This window comes from Nocardia sp. NPDC102475 (genome assembly GCF_055584605.1).
The window spans coordinates 334,171-358,563 of the sequence record NZ_JBVJLS010000003.1 but is presented as its reverse complement, the minus strand read 5'-3'; the positions used below and the strand labels follow the sequence as shown (position 1 = coordinate 358,563).

Here is a 24,393-nt window from a genome sequence, read left to right as displayed (position 1 = left end):
GGCGTGGCGACCCATCGGGGCATACTGATGCTGTGACTTCGGGCGGGCGGCGGGACTTCTTCATCAGCTATTCACCGGCCGACGAGCGATGGGCCACATGGTTGGCCTGGCAGTTGGAGACCGCGGGGTACAGCACCCTCATCCAGGCCTGGGATTTCGTGCCCGGCACCAACTTCATCGATTTCATGGACCGCGGTGTTCGTGATTCGGCGGTGGTGCTGGTGGTGCTGTCGGAGAACTATCTCGGTTCCTACTACGGAACCATGGAATGGCAGGCGGCCTACCGCACCGATCCGGGCAAGCTGATGCCGGTGCGCATCGCCGAATGCGCGCTCGAGGGTCTGCTCGCCACCATCACCTATCTCGACCTGGTGCGGGTGTCCACCGCCGAGGAGGCGCGCCGAATCCTTTTGGAGCGGATCGGACATCTGCTCGCGGGGCGGGCCAAGCCGCCGTCGGAACCGGGCTTTCCGCACGATGGCCCGGATCGGTTCGCCATCGAAACCATCACGGACACACCGGAATCCGTGCTGCAGCGGCGTACACCGGTTGCAGCCCCCGCGTTCCCGGGTGCCACCGATCGTGAGGAACCACGTACCAGCGTCTCGGTGCTGCATGTCGCGGGTCCGCGCTTCGGCCGTGGGCTGCTCGCACCGGACGAGCCGGGCACCGCGGCCGAATTGCAGGCGCGCATCCACGCCAATGTGACCCATCTGGTGAATCAGGGGGTGGCCAAACCGGATTTGATCGTGGTGTCCGGGGATATGACCGAATCGGGCCGTCCGCGCGAGGTCGACGAGGCGCTGACCTTCCTGAGCGGATTGCGTACGCTGCTCGGCCTCGGTCCGGAGCGACTGGTCGTGGTACCCGGCAATCATGATGTCTCCAAACCGGCCTGCCACGCGTACTTCCTGAGCTGCGAGGCCCGCGATCGCAAACCGCAGCCGCCGTATTTTCCGAAGCTCGAGCAGTACGCGCGGATGTTCGGCGCGCTGTATCAGGGGTTGGATCACCTCGTCTTCGATATCGGACAGCCATGGACACTGTTCCCGATTCCCGAATTACGGGTGGTGGTGGCCGGATTGAACTCGACCATGGCCGCGACCCATCTGCCCGAGGACGATTACGGCCGGATCGGCGAACCGCAGGCGTCCTGGTTCGCCGAGCGGCTACGCCCGTTCGAGGAGAACGGTTGGTTGCGCATCGGTGTCGTCCGGCACGATCCGCTGCCCGGTGCCGGCACGCCCGCCCATGACCCGGACCTGCTGCGCGACGCCGATACGCTGTCCCGGATGCTCGGCGGCCGGTTGAACCTGCTGGTGCACGGTCCGGGACCCGGTGGCCCGCATCTGGACCGGCTCGACGACACGCTGCCCGTCCTGCCCGCCGCCGCTCCGGGCCGCGACGAGATCATCCAGCTGACCGCCGCAGGACTGGCCCGGTTCTCCGGGCGTGGTGAGTCCACCGCGCAACTCGAATTCGATTGGCTGAAGGTGACCGCAGCGCTGCCGACGGCCAAACAGCCCGAACTCCTCGGACCGGACGAGCCCGAACTCCCGGAACCGCCCCCGGAAACTCCGGCGGTCGATCCGCATGGGCGGCTGCTCGAGCGCGTCGCCGAGGTGTGCGAAACCCGCTATCCCGGTGCGAAAGTCCGGCGCGTCGAGGTGGAGCCGCCGCATCTGCTGATCACCAGGGAGGATGACGAGGTCATCGCCCAGTGGCGCATCGGCGTGCACGTCGGTGATATGACCAGGCAGGTGGTAGAGGACTTCCTCGGCCACGATCCGGAATACGGTTCCGAACTCGTGTATCGCGGTGCGGCGCCGCCGCGTTCGCTGCGCGAGGAGGCGGCCAGCCACGGTCTGCGGGTGCGCAGCTTCACCGAATTCCAGGGCCTGCTCGATCTGGACGAGTACCTCACGCACCAGGCCGCGCGGTTGCGCGCTGACCGCACCTATCCGCCGGATCTGTATGTGCCGCAGCGCTTCCGGATCCTCGAACACGGTGACCAGCAGATCCGCGACGATCTGGTCGGCGAACTGATGAAGGTGATCGCGGCCGACCACGGCAGATTCATTCTGATACTCGGTGATTTCGGTCGTGGGAAAACCTTCGCGCTACGCGAGTTGGCCCGCCGCATCACCGAAACCATGCCCGCGCTGATTCCGATCCTGATCGACCTGCGGGCCCTGGACAAAACCCATTCGGTCGACGGTCTGGTCGCCGCACATCTGGCCAACCACGGCGAGGATCGGATCGATCTGAAGGCGCTGCACTACATGCTGCGCGAGGGCCGGGTGGTGTTGCTGTTCGACGGCTTCGACGAACTCGTCACCCGGATCAGCTACGACTTCGCCGCCGACCATCTCGAAACCCTGCTGCAGGCCGCCGTCGGCAAGGCCAAGATCATCGTGGCCAGCCGCACCCAGCACTTCGAATCCCGCGCCCAGGTGCTGACCGCCCTCGGCGAACGCGTCGGTCTGCTGCAGGATCGGCGCATCGTGGGCATCGAGGATTTCGCGCCCGCGCAGATCCATGCCTTCCTGACCAACCGCTACGGCGGCGATATCCGCCGCGCGGACGCCAGAATGGGGTTGATCACCGGTATCGAGGATCTGCTCGGACTGGCGCAGAATCCCAGGATGCTCGGGTTCATCGCCGATCTGGACGAGCGGCGGCTACGGGCCGCGGCGGGTGCGAAACAGGCGGTGGGTCCGGCCGGGCTGTACCGGGAAATCCTGGAGTCCTGGCTGACCTACGAGGCCGACCGCACCGCGGGCGTGGCCGGTGCGCTGCCCGGACTGCGCCTGCACGAATTGTGGCTCGGTGTCACGGCATTCGCGCTGCGCGTCTGGGAAACCGGCGAGCCGTATCTGCGGCTGTCCGAATTGACCGAGGTGGCTGCGGGTTCGGCCGAGCTGACCGGATCGAGCCGGATGTCGGTGCAGCAGTCGGCGCACGCCATCGGCTCCGGCAGCCTGCTGGTGCGCACCGAGGACAACCTGTTCGGCTTCATCCATTCGTCGGTAATGGAATGGCTGGTGGCCAACCACATCGCCGAACAATTCGAGGTCGGCACCCTCGCGCCCGCCCCGCTGACCCAATCGCTGCTATCCCAGCTCTCGATCGACTTCCTCTGCGATCTCGCCGACAACCGGGCGCTGCGCATCTGGGCCGAGGGTGTGCTCGCCGACCAGGCGGCCGATGAAGTCTCGCGCACCAATGCCATTCGGGTGGCGACGCGGCTGCGCACCGCACCGACCGCGGATCTGCGCGGTGCGAGTCTGGCAGGGGAGGATCTGTCGTATCGGGACCTGCGCGATGTCGATCTCACCGGGGCGGATCTCACCGGTGCCCGGTTGGTCGGCACGAACCTCGACCGTGCCGTTCTGCACGGTGCGCGGTTGGTCGGCGCCCGACTCGACGAGGCCAGCCTGGTCGGCGCGGATCTGGGCGAGGCCGATCTCACCCGCGCTCGCCTGGTGCATACCGATCTGACCGGATCGCGGGCCAGCGGTAGCCGCTGGTCCCGGGCGGCACTCATCGAGGTTACCGGCACCCCGACCGGCACCGATCTGCACGGTGCGGCGTGGGTGCCCGGAGTCGCGGCGCAGACCGAATTCGCGCCTGCCGCAATCGGAGTCCGGCACGGCTTCCACGCCAGGCACGGCCGGCTGCCGCAGCCGGTCGCCTACAACCCGGACGGCGGTACGCTGGCCATCGGCAGCGATGACGGCGGCGTACTCATCTGCGATGCCGAAACCGGGAGACCGCTGCGCACCTTGCAGACGCACCGAGCACGGACGTTCGCGGTGGCGTTCACCGACATGGTGCTCGTGACCGGATCCGGCGACGGGACCGTCGGCATCTGGGATGCCGCCACCGGTGAACTGCGCCGAATCCTGCTGGGGCACAAGAACTGGCCGTGGCCGGTGGTGCTGAGCCCCGCCGGTGATCTGCTGGCCACCGGTGACGCCGACGGCGTGCTGCGGCTGTGGACGTTGCCGAGCGGCGAACTGCGGCACGAATGCCGTCCCGCGGGTGGCGGCCGGGAACTCATCTACAGCTTGGATATTCGCGGACCGCTGGTCGCGGCTTCCTATCGGGATGGCACCGTGCGCCTGTGGGATATCGAAAGTGGCAGGGAGAGCGGCGAATTCAGTGGCTCCTCCGGCTCGGTATTCCGAGTGGCGTTCAATCCCACCGGTGAACTGCTCGCGGTCGGTGGCGTCGACGGCACGCTCGCGCTGTGGGATCCGTTGAGTTGTCGGAAGATTCGCGACCTACCCGGTCATACGGGGCGGGTCTATACCGTGACGTTCCACCCCAGCCTGCCGATCGTAGCGAGTGGGGATACCGATGGGGGACTGCGTCTGTGGGACGCGGAGACCGGCGGGGAACGGCAGTCGCTCACCGAACACACCGCGGCCATCTACTGGCTCGCCTTCGATCCGGTGGGTGAACTGCTCGCCTCCGGTGATAGCGCCGGACTGGTGTGTCTGCGCGACAGCGAGACCGGGGAGTTACGACACCGGCTCACCGCGCATACCGGCTCGATCTGGCCGTTCGCCTTTCGCCCGGACGGTACCCAATTGGCCGTTACCGACGACCAATTCACCACCCGGCTCTGGGATCCCGTAACCGGCACCTGCAAACATACGCTCACCGGCCACGGCCGCCAGGTTCGCACGGTCAGCTTCAATGCTGACGGTACCCTGCTCTCCGGCGTGGGTAACGACGGTGTGGTTCGACTGTGGGACCCGGTGACCGGGCGGTTGGTTCGCCGACTGATCGGCAGCGAAGACCGCCTGCTCACCTTCGAATCGGCGATATTCAGCGAACTCGGCCGCCATCAGCTCGGCCTCGTCGTCAACGACGGTCGGCTCAGCCTGTTCAACCTCGACGCCGACCTGTACGAACGCCATATCAATGTCGAATCCGCACCGATCTGGGCCGCCGCCTTCGACCCGACCGGTGACTATGTGGCCACCGCCAATGACGACGACACGGTGATCATCTGGGTGCGCACCACCGGTGCGCTGCACGCCGTCTGCGCCGAACATCGCGGCCGGGTGCGCTCGATCGCATTCAGTGCCGACGGTGCGCTGATGGCCACCGGCTGCGACGATTCCGTGGTGCGGCTGTGGGACGTGCGCTCCGGACGATTCCTGCGCGCACTGCGCGGACATCGCGACCGCGTGTATTCGGTGGCCTTCCACGAGGACCGGCTCGCCAGTGTGTCCTGGGATACCACCGCCCGCATCTGGGATATCGAATCCGGCGAGGCACTGCATACGCTGACTCGGCACACCGGCAGGCTCTGGACGGCCGCGGTCGACTCCCGCACCGGCACACTGGCGACCGCGGGCGATGACCTGGTTGTTCGGTTGTGGGACATGGCATCCGGACGTCATCTGCATACCCTCGAAGGGCATAAGCGCCGGGTCTGGTCGCTCAGCTTCGACCCGTCCGGCAAACTGCTGGCCAGCGGCGGTGATGACGGCAACATCCTGCTGTGGTCGCGGCCGGAGGATGGTGCACCGTCGATTCGCGCGATACTGCTCGGTCTGCCCGAAGGATGGGCGGCCCTCGCACCCGATGGCCGATACAAATTCGAGGGCAATATCGCCGGGCAGTTCTGGCATGTCATCGGCATGTCGCGGTTCGAATCCGGCGAACTCGACCCCTACCTGGCGGAAGTGGGGCAGTTGGCAGCCGACTCGCCCTTCTGAACCGACCGGATGAGAGATTGATAGCCTTACTCTCGCAACGTTGCCGTCGAGAAGGAGATCGGCCATGGCCGAGAATGAGAGCGCGCAGTCCGATCTGGCGGATTTGCTCGATGGTGAATGCACGACGGAGCGGGCGTGGGAGCTGTTCGATAGATTGCCCGCGGCCAGGGTCGCGGAGGTGACCGTCGGCCGCTGGCGGGGCGAGGAACTGGATACCGGGCATCCGATGGCCGGGGTGCTGGTCGCCTCGGGCTGGTACGGAAAGCAGTTCGATGCCCCGGAGTCGGTGCATCCGCTGTTGTTCGCCGACGAATCGGGAAATATCTTCGCAGTCGATCCGCGGCGGGTGCCGCTCGGTCTGGCCGGTAGGGTGCCGCTTGCGGGCGTGCAGACGGTGCGGAAGCTACTGCCCCTCCTCGCCCCGGCGATCCGAACTCGCAGGCCGACAGCACGTTTGCGCGATATCGAATACCGCGGTGCGGTGAGTGCCGCGATGGTTTACGACCATCTGCCGATCATCGATCACTTCCGTCGGGTGGATATCGATACGCTGCTCGGGGTGATGGATATGCGAGGGATGACCGAGCCGTACTTTTTCGTTCTGCGCCGCTGATCTGATCGCTGCTGCAACGGTTACCGGCCTTGGGCTCGGCTGAGCGGCCTACCATTGATGTCGGCCAGGGAAACCGCTACATCCGCGCCCGCGGAATGTCCGTCCGGCGCGTGCGCACGGAGGGAGGTCGGGCAATGGAACGTACGACGTGCCTGGTGGTTGGTGGTGGACCGGCGGGTATGGTGCTCGGGCTGCTGCTGGCCCGCGCCGGTATCGATGTCACCGTTCTGGAGAAACACAAGGACTTCCTGCGCGACTTCCGCGGCGACACAGTACATCCAACGACCCTGGACCTGCTCGATGAACTGGGTCTCGGCGATGAGTTCGCGAAACTGCCCGCGCGCAAGCTGCAGCAGATCCAGCTGCCGATCCGCGGGTCGGTGCAGACAGTATTCACCCTGGAACATCTGCCGGGTGCGCACAACTACATCGCGATGGTGCCGCAGTGGGATCTGCTGGACCTGTTGGCCGGGGCGGCCGATCGGGAGCCGAGCTTCCGGCTGCGCATGAATACCGAAGCGACAGCGGTGATTCGGGAGGACGGCCGGGTCGCCGGTGTCGCCTACCGGACCAGAGACGGCGAAACCGGCGAGATCCGCGCCGATCTGACCGTGGCCTGCGACGGCCGTAACTCGGTGCTGCGGGCCGAGGTCGGACTCGGCTCACGAAGTTGGCCGACACCGATGGATGTCTGGTGGTTCCGCTTGCCGCGCACCGATATCGACCCCGCCGGTTTGATCGGACTGCTCAGCGCCCACCGCGCCGCTGTCATGTTCGATCGCGGTGACTATTGGCAGGTCGCGACCCTCATCGCCAAGGGCGGCGATGTGGCGGCCCGGCGCGGTCCGGTCACCGAAATCGTGCGCAGTATGGCCGATTCGGCACCGTGGTTGCGTGACCGGGAGGATGTGCTGCGGGACTGGGACGAGGTGAAACTACTCGACGTGAAATTGGACCGCCTGACCAAGTGGTACACCGACGGCCTGCTCTGCATCGGCGACGCCGCCCACGCCATGTCACCCGCCGGTGGAGTCGGCATCAACCTGGCCATCCAGGACGCCGTCGCCACCGCGAGAATCCTTGCCCCACCCTTGACTTCGGGCACCCTGACCACCCACGACCTGGCCAGGGTGCAGCGTCGCCGCACCCTTCCGACCGTCGTCACCCAGGGCCTGCAACGCATCCTCCACGCCGCCGTATTCCGCCCCGCCCTGTCCGGCCGAATCGATATCGCCAACGCCGCAACGACTCCGTTGCCGCTACGCATCCTGCGCCGCATCCCGGTCCTGCGCACCGTCCCCCCGTTCCTGATTGCCCGAGGGATACTCCCAGAAAACGCCCCCGCTTTCGCCCGGCGCGCCTGACGCAGCCGGTGGATGCACTCGGTGCAACAATGCAGTCCGCGCACCGGATGCTCCACGGGAAACATCAACGGCCACAGTTCATTTCAGCACCGACGCACTTCCGGTGACAGCTGCGGCGTGGCGGAGATGCGGTGCGTCAGGGACGCAGGACGATCTTGCCGATGGGGGAGCGCTGCTCGATGAGCTGGTGGGCCTTGGCGGCCTCGTCGAGGGGAAGGATGGAATCGATTCGGGGAGTGAGGGTTCCGGAAGTGGCTCGGTCGAGGGTGGCGGCACCGGAGCGGGATACCTCGGCGAGCCAGGCCGGGCCGGCGCAGGCGGTGAGGGTGAGGCCATGGGGGAGTAGATCTGTTGTCGATATCTGGGCGGGGGCTCCGGAGAGCCAGCCGTAGCTGAGGATTCTGCCGCGTACCGGGGTCATGGCTGCCAGCAGGTCGCGGGCGGTGCTGCCGCCGATGGAATCGAAGACGACGTCGAGCGTTGTGCCGTCGAGGGTTTCGCGCAGCCGGGCCGGCCAGTCCGGCGCGTTGTGGTCGATGACCTCATCCGCGCCCAATGCCAGTGCCCGCGCGGACTTTTCGGGACCGCCGGCGGTTGCGATGACGCGCGCGGCGCCGAATTCCTTGGCGAGTTGGGTGAGTGCGCTGCCGACTCCTGTTGCGGCGGCTTCGATCAGGACGGTTTCGGTGCCCGTGAGCGCCGCCTTCGCGAGCAGAGGCAGCGCCACCGATCCGTCCATCAGGACAGCCGCCGCGTCTTCCGACGAGAGAGCGTCCGGGATTACGGTCGCGGAAGGTGCTGGTGCGCAGACGAATTCGGCGTAGGAACCGAAGCCCGCGGTGGCCACCGCGACCCGTCGGCCCTGCAATGCCGGGTCGACCCCGTCCCCGATCTCGACGACCACTCCGGCGGCCTGGAAACCGAAGACCACCGGTGTTTCGACAGGCATCGGGAACTCACCCGAGCGCAGTTTGGTCTCCGGGAACAGCACCGGAATCGCCTCGGCGCGGATCACCAGTTCGCCGGGGCCCGGATGCGGCACTGCGACATCCTGGGCGACCAGGACCTCGGGTCCGCCGACGCCCTTCATTACGATTGCTTTCATTGCTAACTCCATAACTTGACTGTCGGTCCAGATGTTTCAGGAACAATATGGACCGCCGGTCAAGTTGTCAATCAAGGTGGTGGAATGACCGACGAACGCCCGAGGGAACGGGCGGATGCCGCGCGTAACCGGCAGGCGATCCTGGCCGCGACGGCCGCGCTGCTCGCCGAACACGGCGCCGACGCACTCACCATGGATCGGGTCGCGGCGGCCGCCGGGGTCGGCAAGGGCACGATCTTCCACCGCTTCGGCAATCGCGCCGGATTACTGCACGAGATGATCGCTGAGAGCACCTTCGCCTTGATGGATGCCGTCCGGAGTGGACCGCCGCCGCTGGGTCCAGGGGCGCCGGCCGGGGAGCGATTGCTGGCCTTCTTCGACGGCTTCGTGCGAATGATGACCGACAACATCGAGGTGACGGTCGCCTACCTGCAGGGCCCGCCGCATCCACGTGCCGCCGAAATCCACGAATTCTGGGATGCGCACATCACCGCACTGCTGCGGGAGTCCCGCCCGGACCTGGATGCCGAGGTGGTCGGCAGGCTGCTGTTCGGCGCACTGGGTGGCGAACAGGTGCCGCGACTGGCTCGTGCGGGCGAGACCGAACGGCTGCTCGCCGCGGTTCGTGAACTCGTCGAATCGGTGCTGCGCGGGCCCTAGTCCCGCGCGAGAATGGCGTCGAAACGTTCGTCGGCGCTGTCGAGCTGGTGCAGGATATGCCGTTTGACGTGCTCGGCGAGCGGGGTATCCGGGCGGGTGACGAGGTCGCGGTAGATATCGGTGAGCGGGCGGTACTTGGTGGCGAGTCTGCGCATCGCCGGTCCGTCGGCGTAGAGGATGCCGACGCCATTGTCGGTGAAGTCGGAGAGTTTGACGATGCGGGCCCACGGCGCCCGATCGAGATTGGCCGCCACATGTTCGCGGTATTGCTCGTGCTGATCTATGTCCGGATCCGGTTCCGGATTGGTGACGGCGGCGACGAGTTCGGCGACCCGGGCGCCGAATCGGGCCGAGAGTTCGGCGAGGGCGGCATCGGTCGGCGAACCAGGACGCGCGCCGGCCAGTTCGACCGGGTGATCCTCGACCGAATCGTGCAGCAGCCCCGCCGCGACGACATCCGGGTCCCGCACCTCGTAGTGGCTGACGATCCGAATCGCAACGCGCAGTAGGTGACTCAGATATGGTTCGCGGCCGTAACGATCCTCGCGGTGCAGTTCGGTAGCCAGGTCCAATGCCTCGGTGAGCCGTTCGGTATCGGATAGTTCGGCGATTTCCAGCAGTAGTCGTTCGCGCAGTCCGCTTTCTCCGTAGACCTCGCTGATCGTATGCAGCGGCATCACGGCCAAAACCCCCGCCCCAGGATTGCTCATATGGCCAATCTATCGGGGGAGGCCGCACACCGCTGTGCTCTAGACCACTGTTCAACCGCGCGAATAATCCGTTGCCCCGTGGTGGCGGCCGTGGTCTCCTGGAATGCACGCGAGGCAGAACTGGAGGTGAACGTGGCCGCGCAGAACAAACGGCCGCGCCCCGGTTCGGCCACCGACAATATGGCGAAATTGCATCGACGCTCCATGGTGCTCGACGGGCGGGTGTATACAGTCGTGAGCCTGCGCCCCGGCAGTGATTTCCGCTTCGCCACCAACCATTTCCACGAAACCTGGCATGTGCTCTCCGATTGGCGTGGTGCGCGGATGCTGGCTCGACTGCTGTGGGGCCTGGCCTATCAGCGGCGGCCGGGCACGCTCGTGGTCATCGATCCGGCGCATCTGGATCCCAATCCGTTCGATGCCGCGCCGTCGGATCCGATTGTGCTGGTCCCCGCCGACCTGACCGTCTTCACCCGCGCCGCCGCCGTCGCTTTGCGCAGGCAACTGCCGTTCCGCAACGGTTCGCAGGGCACGGTGCGCTGGCAGACATTCGGTCTCGATGCCGCGGTGGCCCAGCTGCAGGAGTGGCGCGCTAAGGGGCCGGGGGAGCGCGACTGGAATTTCGCCGATATACCGACCGGGTGGGAACGGATCGACCACGTGGGCGGCATGGTCACGATTTTCGGCGCACGCGATCAGCTGCGATCCTGGGCAACTTCGCTCGCGACCCTCGGGACCTACGCCTACTACGGCATGGATTACGAATACCTCGACGAGGACCGCAATGGCGAGGTGCAGGTTTTCCGGCAATACCGCCGCAAGGTGAATATCGCACGTCAGGCCCGCGCCGAAGTGCTCGTCCGATTCGACGGATGTGCCTCGACGGAGGAGGTCCAGAGGGCCATCTGGTCGCACGGCGCGACCGTTCGCCGCCGTCGTTTCCCGACGCGCGAGGAACGGCTCGCCACGCCCCTGAACTGATGGCTACTTCGCCTGCGGGACCAGTGTGTTCTGCCGCGCCGCGGTCCACCACCGACCGTTCTCTTTGACCAGGACGTACAGCGCGATCATCGCGTGATCGATATCGATCAGCTCGCCCTCGGGCGTGGTCGCCCGGGCGAGCTTGTGCGCGATCGCGATATCGGGTCGCAGGAATACGATGTCGGCAACCTCGTAGCGGACATACTGATCCTTCAGAAATCCCGCCAGCCCCTGCCGATTCGCCTCCAGCAGTGCGTCTTTCCCGACCATGATCGCACCGACCGCATTGACCACCGCCGCATTGGCGGTGAAGTCGGCGGTCATGAGTTCGGCATTGTTGGTGTTGTACGCGGTTTCGACATTGGCGATGATCTGCTCGATTGCCGCGATGTCGTCGGTGTGGTCGACCGTGGTGTCCGCGACTGCGGGCTGAATTGTCGTTGCGCTCATGGAGATCAGCTTCTTATCTCAACCATGGTTGAGGTCAAACCGTCGCATCGTCTGCGTAGTCAGCGCACGCCCCGCGGTCGAAATTGAATGCTGATTCGCGGCCCGGTCGGCCTGCGCGTCTTCGGTACGGCGTGTTCCCAGGTGCGCTGGCATGACCCGCCCATGATCAGCAGATCGCCATGTCCCACCTGAAATCGAAGACTTGCGCCGCCACCACGCGGGCGCAGCAGCAGCGCTCGCGGCGCACCGATCGAAACGATGGCGACCATGGTGTCATCGGTCGCGCCGCGCCCGAAGGTATCGCCGTGCCAGGCCACGCTGTCGCGTCCGTCGCGGTAGTAGCACAACCCAGCCGTGCGGAACGGTTCACCGAGTTCCTCGCGGTAGTGCGCGGTCAGTGCCTCCCGTGCCTCGTCCAATGCCGGATCCGGTAACTCCGCGCCCTCTTCGTAGAAACACAGCAGCCGCGGCACATTCACCACCCGGTCGTACATCGGCCGCCGTTCCGCCTGCCACGGCACCCCATCCACCAACCGTTCGAACAACACATCCGCCCCCGACAGCCACCCGGGCAACACATCCACCCAGGCCCCATGACTCAGCGTCGTCCGGCGCACGCCATCGAGCCCGCCCACCTCGATGTCTCCGAACCCGTCGAGCAATGATCCCTGCAGCGGTGTCGGCATGCCGTCGAATCTACGCGCTATCGAACATATGTGCTAGCGAGAAACGGTCATTCAATTCTTGGTGAGAATGTCTCGCGCGATACCGACGGCCGCGGCGTAGCACTCGTCGTCGGTGAGTGGAAGATCGCCCATCATGGCGGTGCTCCAGCTGATGGCGAGCAGGGCTTCGCGCGCACGGAAGACGGCGAGCGGCGGCTGGTCCGGACCGGCCATCAGGTCGGCGAGCACGCGGAACTGGTAGCGCATGCTCGAGCCGAAGTCGAGCTGGCGGAAGGCCGGCTGGTTCTCGTGCCAGAAGCGGACCATGCTGCGGCCGATGCCGTGCAGCAGCGCGCCGTAGCGGGTGAGGATTTCGTTGGCTCGCTCCGTGCCGGGTGGGGCGCTCTCGGCCCAGGTCACGATGTCGTCGATGCCGCGACGCAGGTCGTCGGAGAGGCTCGCGACGATGTCTTCCTTGGTGCGGAAGTGGTAGTACAGCGCGGCCTTGGTGACGCCGAGGCGGTCGGCGATCTCGCGCAGGGAGGTCTTCTCGTAGCCGCGTTCGGAGAACAATTCCATTGCGACAGTACGAATCCGCTCGCGCGTATCGCTGCGACGTCCGTCCATTACGTCCTTCTACTTTTGCTTGACGACCGGCTAGTGGAAGCCTAGCGTCTTTGCTGTGCTCGAATTACTAGCCGGGCGACAAGTTATCTATTGGGGAGGCAGCAATGACCGAAACGCATCCGAAGGCGCCGACGGCCGGTGTCGCATTGACCGCGATCGGCGTCGCGGTCATCCGGGCGAAGGAATCCGCGCGCATGGACCGCCTGTACGACGACCCGTTCGCGCAGCTGTTCGTCGATGCCGCACGCCGCGCCTACTGCGAGATCGACGGCGGAGCCGAGCGCTGGGCGCGGCTGGAAGAGGTAGCGGACATGTTCTTCGAGGGCCGCACGGTCGGTGTCCGGCTCGTCGATGACCGCGTCGCCGCGGCGGTCGAACAAGGCGTACGCCAGATCGTGCTGATCGGTGCGGGCTTGGATACCAGGGCATTTCGCATGGCTCTACCCGCCGACGTTCGAGTATTCGAGATCGACCTGCCGGAGCTCTTCGCATTCAAGGAACCGGTCCTCACCGCGGCGCATGCGCAACCTCGCTGCGGCAGGGCGGTGCTTGCCATCGATCTGCGCGAAGACTGGGCAAAGTTGCTCGGGGAGTACGGCTTTCGGCCGGACCTGCCCACGCACTGGGTCGACGAGGGTGTTCTGGGGTACCTGACCCACGAACACGCTTTGCATGTGGTCACCACACTGACCGAATTATCCGCTCCGGGAAGCCGTTTCGGCGTCAGCCGTTTCGCCGTCGACGAAAATGCCCGGCCGTACGCCGAACTCAAACGCCTGGTCCGTGGTGACGACGGCGCGGATCGCCCGCGCACCGGCCTCGGTGCCGATGCCAGAACCTGGCTGGACGAACACGGCTGGCATACCGAATTCCGTAGCTGGGACGATATGGTCGCCGCCCTGGACCGGCCCGTCGCTTCGAACGATCCGGATATCGGAGTCGTCATCGCGGTCCGCGAAGCGTGAACCGTCCGGAATGCCCGGAGTGTCCGAACCGTGCGTGGCCCCGCTCACAGCGGGATATGCCTGGTTAAAGCGGTGCAAACGGCGCTGCTAGGCTGCATGCCGTAAAGACATCCTTTAACGGACCGTCCGGTGAGGCGGGGAAGGAGGTCGGCATGGCCGTGCCCGAGGAACGGGCCGCCAAGTCCGGCGCTGCCGAAACGTCGCAGCGACACACCCCGGAGTGGGTGAGCGCGGGACGCGAGTTGCTGTCTCCCTCCGACGTCGGCCGGACCATCGCGCGCATCGCGCATCAGATCATCGAAAAGACCGCCGTCGATGCGGGCGAGCCGGATGCACCGCGCGTGGTGCTGATCGGCATTCCCACCCGCGGCACCACGCTGGCCGCGCGACTCACCGACAAGATCGAGGAGTTCTCCGGCGTCCGCCCGGCACTCGGCTCGCTCGACATCACCCTCTATCGCGACGATCTACGCAGCCGCCCGCACCGCCCGCTCGAGCGCACCTCGGTGCCCGAGGGCGGCATCGAGGACGCACTCGTGGTCCTGGTCGACGACGTGCTCTTCTCCGGCCGCACCGTGCGCTCCGCCCTCGACGGTCTGCGCGATCTGGGCCGCCCCCGCGCCGTCCAACTCGCGGTGCTCATCGACCGCGGCCATCGCGAACTCCCGATCCGCGCGGATTTCGTCGGCAAGAACGTGCCGACCTCCCGCAGCGAGGACATCTCTGTATTGCTCACCGAACACGACGGACGCGACGGCGTCTACTTGCATCAGGAGGAAGCGCAGTGAACCGGCTCGCCGGAGCGAGTGCCAACGAGGTGCGGTTGTGAGACACCTTTTGACGGTGACCGACCTCGATCGTGCCACCGCCACCGAACTGCTCGACGAGGCCGAACGCTTCGAACAGGCGCTGCTGGGCCGCGAGGTGAAGAAGCTGCCGACGCTGCGCGGCCGCACCGTGATGACCGTCTTCTACGAGAACTCGACTCGCACCCGGGTCTCGTTCGAGGTCGCGGGCAAGTGGATGAGCGCCGATGTGATCAATGTCAGCGCGAGCAGCTCCTCGGTATCCAAGGGCGAATCCCTGCGCGACACCGCGCTGACTCTGCACGCTGCGGGCGCCGATGCGCTCATCGTCCGGCACCCGGCCTCCGGTGCGGCGCATCAGATCGCGCGCTGGATGGATGGCTGGGCGGTCGCCGAGGGGCGGCAGGGCCCGGCCATCATCAACGCCGGTGACGGTACCCACCAGCATCCGACGCAGGCGCTGCTGGACGCGCTGACCCTGCGTCAGCGGCTCGGCGATATCGAGGGCAAGCGGATCGTCATCGTCGGCGATATCCTGCACAGCCGGGTCGCGCGCTCGAATGTCTTCCTGCTCAATACTCTTGGCGCCGAGGTGGTACTGGTCGCGCCGCGCACGCTGCTGCCGGTGGGCGCCGACCTGTGGCCCGCCCGGATCTCGCCTTCGCTGGACGCCGAATTGCCCGGCGCCGATGCGGTGCTGATGCTGCGGGTGCAGCAGGAGCGGATGAACGGCGGTTTCTTCCCGTCTGCGCGCGAATATTCGGTCAACTACGGACTTTCCGAGCGCAGGCTCGCACTGCTCGACGAGAACGCGGTCGTCCTGCACCCGGGGCCGATGCTGCGCGGCATGGAAATCGCCTCGCCGGTGGCGGATTCCCCGCAGGCGGCGATCCTGCAACAGGTGACGAACGGAGTGCATATGCGGATGGCCGTGCTGTTCCGGCTGCTGGTCGGTACCCAGGAGGCAGTGGCATGAGCGAACGAAGTGAGCGAATCATGTGCCAGCGCGCATCGCGCATGCCGGGGCCGAGCGCCAGCGAGGTGAAGGCATGAGCCTGCTGCTCGAGGGTGTTCGGCCGTACGGGGAGGGCGAGCCGGTCGACGTACTCGTGCGCGACGGTGTAATCGCCGCCATCGGAACCGATCTCGGCATTATCGACGCCGAGGTCATCGACGCGCAGGGGCAGATCCTGCTGCCCGGCTTCGTCGATCTGCACACCCATCTGCGCGAACCCGGCCGCGAGGACACCGAGACCATCGAAACCGGTTCCGCCGCAGCGGCACTCGGCGGTTACACCGCCGTGTTCGCCATGGCCAATACCAACCCGGTCGCCGACTCGGTGGTCGTCACCGATCACGTGTGGCGGCGCGGTCAGGAAGTCGGCCTGGTCGACGTGTACCCGGTGGGGGCGGTCACGGTCGGGCTGGAAGGCAAGCAGCTCGCCGAAATGGGCACGATGGCCGCCGGAGTCGGCGCGGTGCGCATGTTCTCCGACGACGGCCACTGCGTCTACGACCCGCTGCTGATGCGCCGCGCACTGGAGTACTCGAACTCGCTCGGCGTCTTGATCGCACAGCATGCCGAAGAGCCGCGCCTGACCAAAGGCGCTGTCGCGCACGAAGGTCCGACCGCGGCTCGTCTGGGGCTGGCCGGTTGGCCGCGCGCCGCGGAAGAGTCGATCGTGGCTCGCGACGCACTGCTGGCCCGCGACGCAGATGCCCGCGTGCACATCTGCCACGCCTCCACCGCCGGTACCGTCGAGCTGGTGAAATGGGCAAAGGCCCAGGGTATTTCGATTACCGCCGAGGTCACCCCGCACCATCTGCTGCTCGACGACTCGCGCCTGGAGACCTACGACGCGGTCAATAAGGTGAACCCGCCGCTGCGCGAGGTCGCCGACACCATCGCGCTGCGGCAGGCACTGGCCGAGGGCATCCTCGACTGCGTCGCCACCGATCACGCCCCGCATGCCGAACAGGACAAGTGCTGCGAATTCGCCGCCGCCCGCCCCGGCATGCTCGGCCTGGAGACCGCGCTGTCGATCATCGTGCAGACCATGGTCGAACCCGGCCTGCTGGACTGGCGCGGTGTCGCCCGCGTGATGAGCGAGCGTCCGGCCGAAATCGTCGGACTCGACGGCCACGGCCGCCCGATCGAGGTCGGCGAACCGGCCAATCTCACGCTGGTCGACCCGGATGCGAGCTGGACGGTGCGGGCCGCCGAACTCGCCAGCATTTCGAACAACACGCCGTTCGAGGACATGACGTTCCCGGCTCGGGTGACAACGACGTTGCTCCGAGGCCGGGTAACCGCCCGTGAGGGCAAGGCGGTGGAGGTTCGTAAATGAGAGTGCTGTTGGTGGTCGGGCTGATCGCACTGTTCGTTCTGTGCGTCTGGCTGATGTACCGGGGCTGGCAGAACCGAGCGGCGCGCCAGGAGGCGCGCATCGGCGAACTACCGCATGTGCCGGGTGATCTCGGCGCTCAGGTGCTCGAGCCGACCACCGGACTGTATCTCGGCAGCACCATCGCGCCGAGCTGGCAGGACCGGATCGCGGTGGGCGACTTGGGTTTCCGGGCCACCGCGGAACTCACGCGGTTCGAACGGGGGATTCTGCTCGAGCGCGACGGTGCGACGGTGATCTGGATTCCGCAGGAATCCATTACCGCCGTGCGGACCGAACGCGGACATGCGGGCAAGGTGATGACGGAAGATGGTGTGCTGGTAATTCGCTGGAAGCTGCCGACCGGAACCGAGATAGATACCGGTTTCCGCGGTGACGACAAGACGGTGTACCCGGCGTGGGCCAGGGCGATGACGGGAGACGACGAGGGATGACACAAGAAGCTGCTGCATTGGTGCTGGAGGACGGCCGGGTTTTCCGCGGCACGGCCTTCGGCGCCGTGGGCGAAACACTCGGTGAGGCGGTGTTCTGCACCGCGATGACCGGGTACCAGGAGACCCTCACCGACCCCAGCTACCACCGCCAGATCGTGGTGGCCACGGCCCCGCAGATCGGCAATACCGGCTGGAACGACGAGGACGACGAATCCGGCAAGATCTGGGTCGCCGGATACGCGGTCCGCGACGCCTCGCGCGTCGCGTCGAACTGGCGCTCGACCGGCACCCTGCAGGACCAGCTGGACCGCCAGCAGATCGTCGGCATCGCGGGCATCGACACCCGCGCGCTGGTGCGCCACCTACGCACCCGCGGTTCGATGAAAGCGGGCATCTTCTCCGGCTCGGCGCTCGCCGACGCAGACGAACTGCTGGGCCGGGTCAACGGACAGGCCTCGATGCTGGGCGCGGATCTGGCCGAGGAGGTCAGCACCGACGCGCTGTACACGATCGAACCGAACGGCGACCCGCGCTTCACCGTCGTCGCGGTCGACCTCGGCATCAAGACCAACACCCCGCGCATGTTCGCCCAGCGCGGCATGCGGGTGCATGTGGTGCCGTCGACCGTCTCGCTGGATCAGATCCTGGAGCTGAAGCCGGACGGCGTCTTCCTGTCCAACGGTCCGGGTGACCCGGCCACCCAGGACGGCGCGGTCGCCATCACCCAGGGCGTGCTGGAAAAGGGGCTGCCGCTGTTCGGCATCTGCTTCGGCAATCAGATCCTGGGCCGCGCCTTCGGCCGCAAGACCTACAAGATGAAGTTCGGCCACCGCGGCATCAATATCCCGGTCGTCGAACACGAAACCGGCCGGATCTCGATCACCGCGCAGAACCACGGCTTCGCGCTGGAGGGCGAACAGGGCGAACAATTCGACACCCCGTTCGGCAAGGCCGAGGTCAGCCACGTGTGCGCCAATGACGGCACCGTCGAGGGCGTGCGCCTGGTCGACGGTCGCGCATTCTCGGTGCAGTACCACCCGGAAGCCGCCGCCGGACCCCATGACGCCGCCTATCTCTTCGACCGTTTCGCCGGTCTCATGGAAGGAGCCTGATGCCTCGCCGCGAGGATCTGAAGCACATCCTGGTGATCGGCTCCGGTCCGATCGTTATCGGCCAGGCCTGCGAATTCGACTACTCCGGTACCCAGGCGTGCCGGGTGCTGCGGGCCGAGGGCCTGCGGGTATCGCTGGTGAACTCCAACCCGGCAACCATCATGACCGATCCGGAATTCGCCGATTCGACCTATGTGGAACCGATTACGCCGGAATTCGTCGAGAAGGTCATCGAAAAGGAGCGCCCCGACGCCATTCTCGCCACCCTCGGTGGGCAGACCGCGCTGAATACCGCCGTCGCCCTGCACGAGCGCGGTGTGCTGCAGAAATACAACGTCGAGCTGATCGGCGCCGATTTCGAGGCCATCCAGCGCGGTGAGGACCGGCAGAAGTTCAAGGACATCGTCGCCAAGGTCGGTGGTGAGAGCGCGCGCTCGCGCGTGTGCCACACCATGGACGAGGTCCGCGAAACCGTCACTGAACTGGGCTTTCCGGTGGTCGTGCGGCCGTCGTTCACCATGGGCGGCCTCGGCTCCGGCATGGCCTACAACGACGAGGACCTCGATCGCATCGCGGGCGGCGGTTTGGCCGCCTCGCCGACCGCCAATGTGCTCATCGAGGAATCCATCCTGGGTTGGAAGGAATACGAACTCGAGCTGATGCGCGACGGCCGCGACAACGTCGTGGTGGTCTGCTCGATCGAGAATGTGGACCCGATGGGTGTGCACACCGGTGATTCGGTCACCGTCGCACCCGCCATGACCCTCACCGACCGCGAATACCAGCGGTTGCGCGACCTGGGCATCGACATCCTGCGCGAGGTCGGCGTCGATACCGGTGGCTGCAACATCCAGTTCGCGGTCAATCCGGCCGACGGACGCCTGATCGTCATCGAGATGAACCCGCGCGTCTCGCGCTCGTCCGCATTGGCTTCCAAGGCAACGGGTTTCCCGATCGCCAAGATCGCCGCCAAGCTGGCCATCGGCTACACCCTGGATGAGATCGTCAACGACATCACCAAGGAAACCCCGGCCTGTTTCGAGCCGACCCTGGACTATGTGGTCGTCAAGGCGCCGCGCTTCGCGTTCGAGAAGTTCCCCGGCGCCGACGCCACGCTGACCACCACTATGAAGTCGGTCGGCGAGGCTATGTCGCTGGGTCGTAACTTCGCCGAGGCACTCGGCAAGGTGCTGCGCTCGCTGGAGACCAAGGCCGCCGGCTTCTGGACCCAGGGCGACGGCAACTGGACCGATACCGAAGCCATCCTCGAAGATCTGCGCACGCCGACCGAGGGGCGCATCTACCAGGTCGAGCGGGCGCTGCGGCTGGGCGCGAGCATCGAGGACGTCGCCGCGGCCTCCGGCATCGACCCCTGGTTCGTCGCCGAGGTGGCCGGACTGGTCGAGCTGCGCCGAGAGGTCATCGACGCACCCGTACTCGACGAGCCGCTGCTGCGCCGCGCCAAGCACTATGGCCTCTCCGATCGCCAGATCGCCGCGCTGCGACCGGAATTGGCGGGTGAGACCGGCGTGCGCGCACTGCGTCATCGGCTCGGTATCCGTCCGGTCTTCAAGACCGTCGACACCTGCGCCGCGGAGTTCGAGGCCAAAACCCCGTATCACTACTCGACCTACGAGCTCGATCCCGCAGCCGAGTCGGAGGTCTCGCCGCAGCGTGAGCGCGAGAAGGTGATCATCCTGGGTTCCGGCCCGAACCGGATCGGCCAGGGCATCGAGTTCGATTACTCGTGTGTCCATGCGGCGCAGACGCTTTCGCGGGCCGGATACGAGACCGTCATGGTCAACTGCAACCCGGAAACCGTCTCCACCGACTACGACACCGCCGACCGGCTCTACTTCGAGCCGCTGACCTTCGAGGATGTGCTCGAGGTCTACCACGCCGAAACCGAGTCCGGCACCGTCGCCGGGGTAATCGTGCAGCTCGGCGGCCAGACCCCGCTGGGGCTGGCGCAGCGCCTCACCGACGCCGGTGTGCCGGTGGTCGGCACCAGCGCCGCCGCCATCGACCTGGCCGAGGATCGCGGCGAATTCGGCGACGTCCTGGTCGCCGCGGGCCTGCCCGCACCGAAGTACGGCACCGCGACCACCTTCGCGCAGGCCAAGAAGATCGCCGCAGGCATCGGCTACCCGGTGCTGGTGCGCCCGTCCTACGTGCTCGGCGGTCGCGGTATGGAGATCGTCTACGACGAGGACTCGCTGGAGGGCTACATCTCCCGGGCCACCGAACTCAGCCCGGAACATCCGGTGCTGGTCGACCGGTTCCTGGAAGACGCCATCGAGATCGACGTCGACGCGCTCTGCGACGGTGACGAGGTCTACCTCGGCGGTGTGATGGAGCACATCGAAGAGGCGGGCATCCACTCCGGCGACTCCGCCTGCGCACTGCCGCCGATCACCCTGGGCCGCAGCGATATCGAGGCGGTGCGCCGCTCCACCATCGCGCTGGCCAAGGGCATCGGCGTCAAGGGCCTGCTCAATGTGCAGTACGCGCTCAAGGACGATGTGCTCTACGTACTCGAGGCGAATCCGCGGGCGAGCCGCACGGTTCCGTTCGTCTCCAAGGCCACCGCGGTGCCGCTGGCCAAGGCGGCCGCACGGATCACCATGGGCACCACCATCGCCGAACTGCGCAAGGAGGGCATGCTGCCCGCCGAGGGCGACGGCGGCCATGTGCCGCTCGACGCACCCGTCGCGGTGAAGGAGGCGGTGCTGCCGTTCCACCGGTTCCGCAAGGCCGACGGCAGCGGTGTGGATTCGCTGCTCTCGCCGGAGATGAAGTCCACCGGTGAGGTCATGGGCATCGACGCCGATTTCGGCACCGCCTTCGCCAAGAGCCAGGCCGCGGCCTACGGTTCGCTGCCGACCGAGGGCACCGTCTTCGTCTCGATCGCCAACCGGGACAAGCGTGCCATGGTGTTCCCGGTCAAACGCCTCAACGACCTCGGCTTCCGCATCCTGGCCACCGAGGGCACCGCGGAAATGCTGCGCCGCAACGGAATTCCGTGCGAACAGGTGCGTAAACACTCCGAGGAGGGGCCGGCCGACCAGCCGACCATCGTGGAGCAGATCCGCGACGGCGAGGTCGATATGGTGTTCAACACCCCCTACGGCAACTCCGGGCCGCGCGTGGACGGTTACGAGATCCGCACGGCGGCGGTCGGTGTGAACATCCCGTGCATCACCACGGTGCAGGGTGCGGCCGCGGCCGTGCAGGGCATCGAGGCGAGCATCAACGGCGGCATCGGGGTGCGCTCGCTGCAGGAACTGCATTCGGTGCTGCGTGGCTGACGAAGGAGACGGTGCGATGAAGACCTTCGGTGCCCGGTTGCAGCACGCCATGCGGCATCTCGGGCCACTGTGCGTCGGCATCGATCCGCATCCCGGCCTGCTCGGATCGTGGGGTCTCACCGATGATGTCGACGGTGTCGAGGCCTTCGCCGAGATCTGCGTCGAGGCCTTCGACGGCCGGGTCGCGCTGATCAAACCGCAGGTCGCCTTCTTCGAGGCCTACGGTTCCGGCGGAATCGCGGTGCTCGAGCGCACCATCGAAGTGCTGCGCGCCTCGGGCACCCTGGTGCTCGCCGATGCCAAGCGCGGCGATATCGGCTCGACCATGGATGCCTACGCGCGGACCTGGCTCGCCGACGGCACCCTCGGCTCCGATGCGGTGACGGTCTCGCCGTATCTCGGATTCGGTTCCCTCGCACCGGCTTTGACGCTCGCGGAGGCGAACGGGCGCGGTGTCTTCGTACTCGCCGCCACCTCGAATCCCGAAGGTGCACAGGTGCAGCGGGCGGTGACGGCGGACGGTCGCACGATCGCGCAGACCATGGTCGATGCGGCGGCGCAGTGCAATGCGGGCCAGGAATTCGGCTCGGTCGGCATTGTGCTCGGCGCCACCCTCACCGAAGCGCCGGATCTCTCGGAGCTCAACGGCCCGATCCTGATGCCGGGCGTCGGCGCGCAGGGTGGCGGTCCGGAAACCGTGCGTGAGCTGGTGCCGGAACAGTTGTTGCACGCCGCGGTGCCGACCGTTTCGCGCGAGGTGCTCGGCGCCGGTCCGTCCGTGTCGGCACTGCGTGCCAAGGTGGGCGCGCTGCAGGAGGAGTTCGCCTTCCTGCGGCGTTGACGCGTGACGATCGCGATGGACCGACGCTTCGGCGTCGGTCCATTTCGCGTTTCGGGCCGGGGAGGGCACGTTGATCGGGGATGACATGTCATATCGAACAGCTGTGCGGCCCGCTGCGCCGATTTCCCCGCCATCCGGCACACCGGTGGCCGAGGCGGCGTCCTGATCGATCACGGAGCCAACTGGACCGGCACAGAGTGCCGTTCGCTCTCGCCGCGCTGCGGTCCAGGCGAATGCCAGGATTTTGTGACGATCCGCGAGTCCGGTGCCGGTTCGGGAGGTACGGAACCCTGAAATCGGTCATTTCGAGCCTCCGACACGCGCAAGAACAACGCGACACGCGGAAAAATCCTAGAAAATTCCAGGTCGGACACGTGACCGGTTGCTGGTCCGATGCGGGTTGGCGCCGCAACCACTCCGCTAACCCACTTTCGGTATGAAAAAGCCCTGCTAGCGGGGCATTTCGGGATTTCGGCGGTAGGATCACCGCAGCGATCGACGCGCTGTGCGCATCCCGCCGGGCCCACCCTTACGACATCGGCGAATCATGCGCTGACCTGGGGGGTGGGTTCGCAATCGGGCAACGTCGTGGGTACGGTCGCTGAGACTGCTGGGTTACCGGCAGGAGTTGATGCAATGAACGATGAGACGGAGGAACCGTGGCCCTTCCCCAGCTGACTGACGAGCAGCGCGCCGCTGCTTTGGAGAAGGCGGCTGCCGCTCGCCGTGCTCGGGCGGAGCTCAAGGAGCGCCTGAAGCGTGGCGGCACCGACCTGAAGCAGGTCCTCACCGACGCCGAAACCGACGAGATCCTCGGCAAGATGAAGGTGTCGGCGCTGCTGGAGGCCCTGCCCAAGGTGGGCAAGGTCAAGGCGGCGGAAATCATGAGCGAGCTGGAGATCGCCCCCACCCGGCGTCTGCGCGGACTGGGTGATCGGCAGCGCAAGGCGCTGCTCGCCCGATTCGACTTCGCCTGACCACCAAGGTGGTCGAACACACGCGGAAGGGTCGACTGGTAGTACTGGTCGGCCCCTCGGCCGTGGGCAAGTCGACCGTGGTCCGCTGCGTCCGCGAGCGACTGCCCCAACTGGTCTTCAGCGTGTCGGCGACAACCCGGGCCCCCCGGCCCGGGGAGGTCGACGGCCGCGACTACCGGTTCGTGTCCCGGGAGGAGTTCGACGCCATGATCGCGGCGGGCGAACTCCTCGAGTGGGCAGACATCCACGGGGGACTGCAGCGCTCGGGTACTCCGGCGAAACCGGTGCGTGACGCACTCGCCGCCAGCCTGCCGGTGCTCGTCGAGGTGGACCTCGAGGGCGCGCGGTCGGTGCGCAAGGCCATGCCGGAGGCGCTGCTGGTATTTCTCGCCCCGCCCAGCTGGGAGGAACTGGTTTCCAGGCTGACCGCGCGGGGTACCGAATCACCCGAGGTGATCGACCGCAGGTTGGAGACCGCCAGGACGGAATTGGCGGCCTGTGACGAGTTCGACATCGTCATAGTGAACGACGAGGTGACCAGCGCCTGTGAGCAGTTGGTATCGTTGTTCGTTAGCACAAATTCGAGTTCGTGACCCGCACTCTCGGAAAACCACCCAGCCCGAAGAACCGATCCC

Annotated in this window: 20 protein-coding genes; 15 read left to right on the top strand and 5 right to left on the bottom strand. The window is 66.5% G+C overall.

Annotated features, from left to right (window positions below; genetic code table 11):
- The first annotated feature begins 32 nt into the window (after window positions 1-32).
- The 3 genes from ACZ60G_RS07345 (at window position 33) to ACZ60G_RS07335 (ending at window position 7,712) form a co-directional block, all read left to right on the top strand.
- Window positions 33-5,735 carry a WD40 domain-containing protein gene (locus tag ACZ60G_RS07345; RefSeq protein WP_465808088.1) on the top strand — a complete coding sequence of 1,901 codons (5,703 nt, stop codon included), beginning with the start codon at window positions 33-35 and terminating at the stop codon, window positions 5,733-5,735.
- Between the two features lie 64 nt (window positions 5,736-5,799).
- Window positions 5,800-6,348, top strand: coding sequence for a DUF4334 domain-containing protein (locus ACZ60G_RS07340; protein ID WP_465808086.1), 549 nt, complete (start codon window positions 5,800-5,802; stop codon window positions 6,346-6,348).
- Between the two features lie 134 nt (window positions 6,349-6,482).
- Window positions 6,483-7,712 (top strand): FAD-dependent oxidoreductase, encoded by a 1,230-nt coding sequence (locus ACZ60G_RS07335; RefSeq protein ID WP_465808084.1) that lies wholly within the window; start codon window positions 6,483-6,485, stop codon window positions 7,710-7,712.
- Between the two features lie 136 nt (window positions 7,713-7,848).
- On the opposite strand, the gene ACZ60G_RS07330 is transcribed toward ACZ60G_RS07335, so the two are convergent.
- Window positions 7,849-8,817, bottom strand: a complete 969-nt coding sequence (locus ACZ60G_RS07330; RefSeq protein WP_465808082.1) for a quinone oxidoreductase family protein — start codon at window positions 8,815-8,817, stop codon at window positions 7,849-7,851.
- 84 nt (window positions 8,818-8,901) lie between these two features.
- Here ACZ60G_RS07330 and ACZ60G_RS07325 point away from each other — a divergent pair, with 84 nt between their 5' ends.
- Window positions 8,902-9,477: a TetR/AcrR family transcriptional regulator gene (locus ACZ60G_RS07325; RefSeq protein ID WP_465808080.1), complete on the top strand. Its 576-nt coding sequence runs from the start codon at window positions 8,902-8,904 to the stop codon at window positions 9,475-9,477.
- Here the strand turns inward: ACZ60G_RS07325 and ACZ60G_RS07320 are convergent.
- Window positions 9,474-10,187: an HD domain-containing protein gene (locus ACZ60G_RS07320; RefSeq protein ID WP_465808078.1), complete on the bottom strand. Its 714-nt coding sequence runs from the start codon at window positions 10,185-10,187 to the stop codon at window positions 9,474-9,476. The genes ACZ60G_RS07325 and ACZ60G_RS07320 overlap by 4 nt on opposite strands.
- A gap of 132 nt (window positions 10,188-10,319) precedes the next feature.
- Here ACZ60G_RS07320 and ACZ60G_RS07315 point away from each other — a divergent pair, with 132 nt between their 5' ends.
- A complete protein-coding gene (locus ACZ60G_RS07315; RefSeq protein WP_465808393.1) occupies window positions 10,320-11,168 on the top strand; it encodes a hypothetical protein in 849 nt (282 codons plus the stop codon).
- 3 nt (window positions 11,169-11,171) lie between these two features.
- Here the strand turns inward: ACZ60G_RS07315 and ACZ60G_RS07310 are convergent, their stop codons facing one another.
- From ACZ60G_RS07310 to ACZ60G_RS07300, 3 genes are read right to left on the bottom strand one after another with little or no spacing between them, the layout of a single operon-like run.
- Window positions 11,172-11,618, bottom strand: a complete 447-nt coding sequence (locus tag ACZ60G_RS07310) for an SgcJ/EcaC family oxidoreductase (protein WP_465808076.1) — start codon at window positions 11,616-11,618, stop codon at window positions 11,172-11,174.
- Between the two features lie 59 nt (window positions 11,619-11,677).
- Complete coding sequence (locus ACZ60G_RS07305; RefSeq protein ID WP_465808074.1) at window positions 11,678-12,304, bottom strand: alpha-ketoglutarate-dependent dioxygenase AlkB; 627 nt, start codon at window positions 12,302-12,304, stop codon at window positions 11,678-11,680.
- A 51-nt stretch (window positions 12,305-12,355) separates the two neighbouring features.
- Window positions 12,356-12,910 (bottom strand): TetR/AcrR family transcriptional regulator, encoded by a 555-nt coding sequence (locus ACZ60G_RS07300; RefSeq protein WP_465808072.1) that lies wholly within the window; start codon window positions 12,908-12,910, stop codon window positions 12,356-12,358.
- Between the two features lie 104 nt (window positions 12,911-13,014).
- Here ACZ60G_RS07300 and ACZ60G_RS07295 point away from each other — a divergent pair, with 104 nt between their 5' ends.
- The 10 genes from ACZ60G_RS07295 to gmk all read left to right on the top strand — a co-directional run bounded on the left by ACZ60G_RS07295 (window position 13,015) and on the right by gmk (window position 24,351).
- Window positions 13,015-13,875 carry an SAM-dependent methyltransferase gene (locus tag ACZ60G_RS07295; RefSeq protein WP_465808071.1) on the top strand — a complete coding sequence of 287 codons (861 nt, stop codon included), beginning with the start codon at window positions 13,015-13,017 and terminating at the stop codon, window positions 13,873-13,875.
- Window positions 13,876-14,027: 152 nt separating this feature from the next.
- Complete coding sequence (pyrR, locus tag ACZ60G_RS07290; RefSeq protein WP_327099935.1) at window positions 14,028-14,663, top strand: bifunctional pyr operon transcriptional regulator/uracil phosphoribosyltransferase PyrR; 636 nt, start codon at window positions 14,028-14,030, stop codon at window positions 14,661-14,663.
- Window positions 14,664-14,700: 37 nt separating this feature from the next.
- Entirely contained in the window at window positions 14,701-15,657 is a 957-nt protein-coding gene (locus tag ACZ60G_RS07285; RefSeq protein WP_465808069.1) for an aspartate carbamoyltransferase catalytic subunit, read from the top strand.
- Between the two features lie 73 nt (window positions 15,658-15,730).
- Entirely contained in the window at window positions 15,731-17,029 is a 1,299-nt protein-coding gene (locus ACZ60G_RS07280; protein ID WP_465808067.1) for a dihydroorotase, read from the top strand.
- Complete coding sequence (locus ACZ60G_RS07275) at window positions 17,026-17,520, top strand: PH-like domain-containing protein (RefSeq protein WP_387284567.1); 495 nt, start codon at window positions 17,026-17,028, stop codon at window positions 17,518-17,520. Before ACZ60G_RS07280 ends, ACZ60G_RS07275 begins: the two co-directional genes overlap by 4 nt.
- Window positions 17,517-18,632, top strand: coding sequence for a glutamine-hydrolyzing carbamoyl-phosphate synthase small subunit (carA, locus tag ACZ60G_RS07270; RefSeq protein ID WP_465808064.1), 1,116 nt, complete (start codon window positions 17,517-17,519; stop codon window positions 18,630-18,632). Before ACZ60G_RS07275 ends, carA begins: the two co-directional genes overlap by 4 nt.
- Window positions 18,632-21,940: a carbamoyl-phosphate synthase large subunit gene (gene carB / locus ACZ60G_RS07265; RefSeq protein ID WP_465808062.1), complete on the top strand. Its 3,309-nt coding sequence runs from the start codon at window positions 18,632-18,634 to the stop codon at window positions 21,938-21,940. Before carA ends, carB begins: the two co-directional genes overlap by 1 nt.
- A gap of 16 nt (window positions 21,941-21,956) precedes the next feature.
- A complete protein-coding gene (pyrF, locus tag ACZ60G_RS07260; RefSeq protein WP_465808060.1) occupies window positions 21,957-22,781 on the top strand; it encodes an orotidine-5'-phosphate decarboxylase in 825 nt (274 codons plus the stop codon).
- 659 nt (window positions 22,782-23,440) lie between these two features.
- Window positions 23,441-23,758 (top strand): integration host factor, actinobacterial type, encoded by a 318-nt coding sequence (mihF, locus tag ACZ60G_RS07255; RefSeq protein WP_062993489.1) that lies wholly within the window; start codon window positions 23,441-23,443, stop codon window positions 23,756-23,758.
- An 8-nt stretch (window positions 23,759-23,766) separates the two neighbouring features.
- On the top strand, window positions 23,767-24,351 hold the full coding sequence (gmk, locus tag ACZ60G_RS07250) for a guanylate kinase (protein ID WP_465808057.1): 585 nt from the start codon (window positions 23,767-23,769) through the stop codon (window positions 24,349-24,351).
- Window positions 24,352-24,393: the final 42 nt, after the last annotated feature.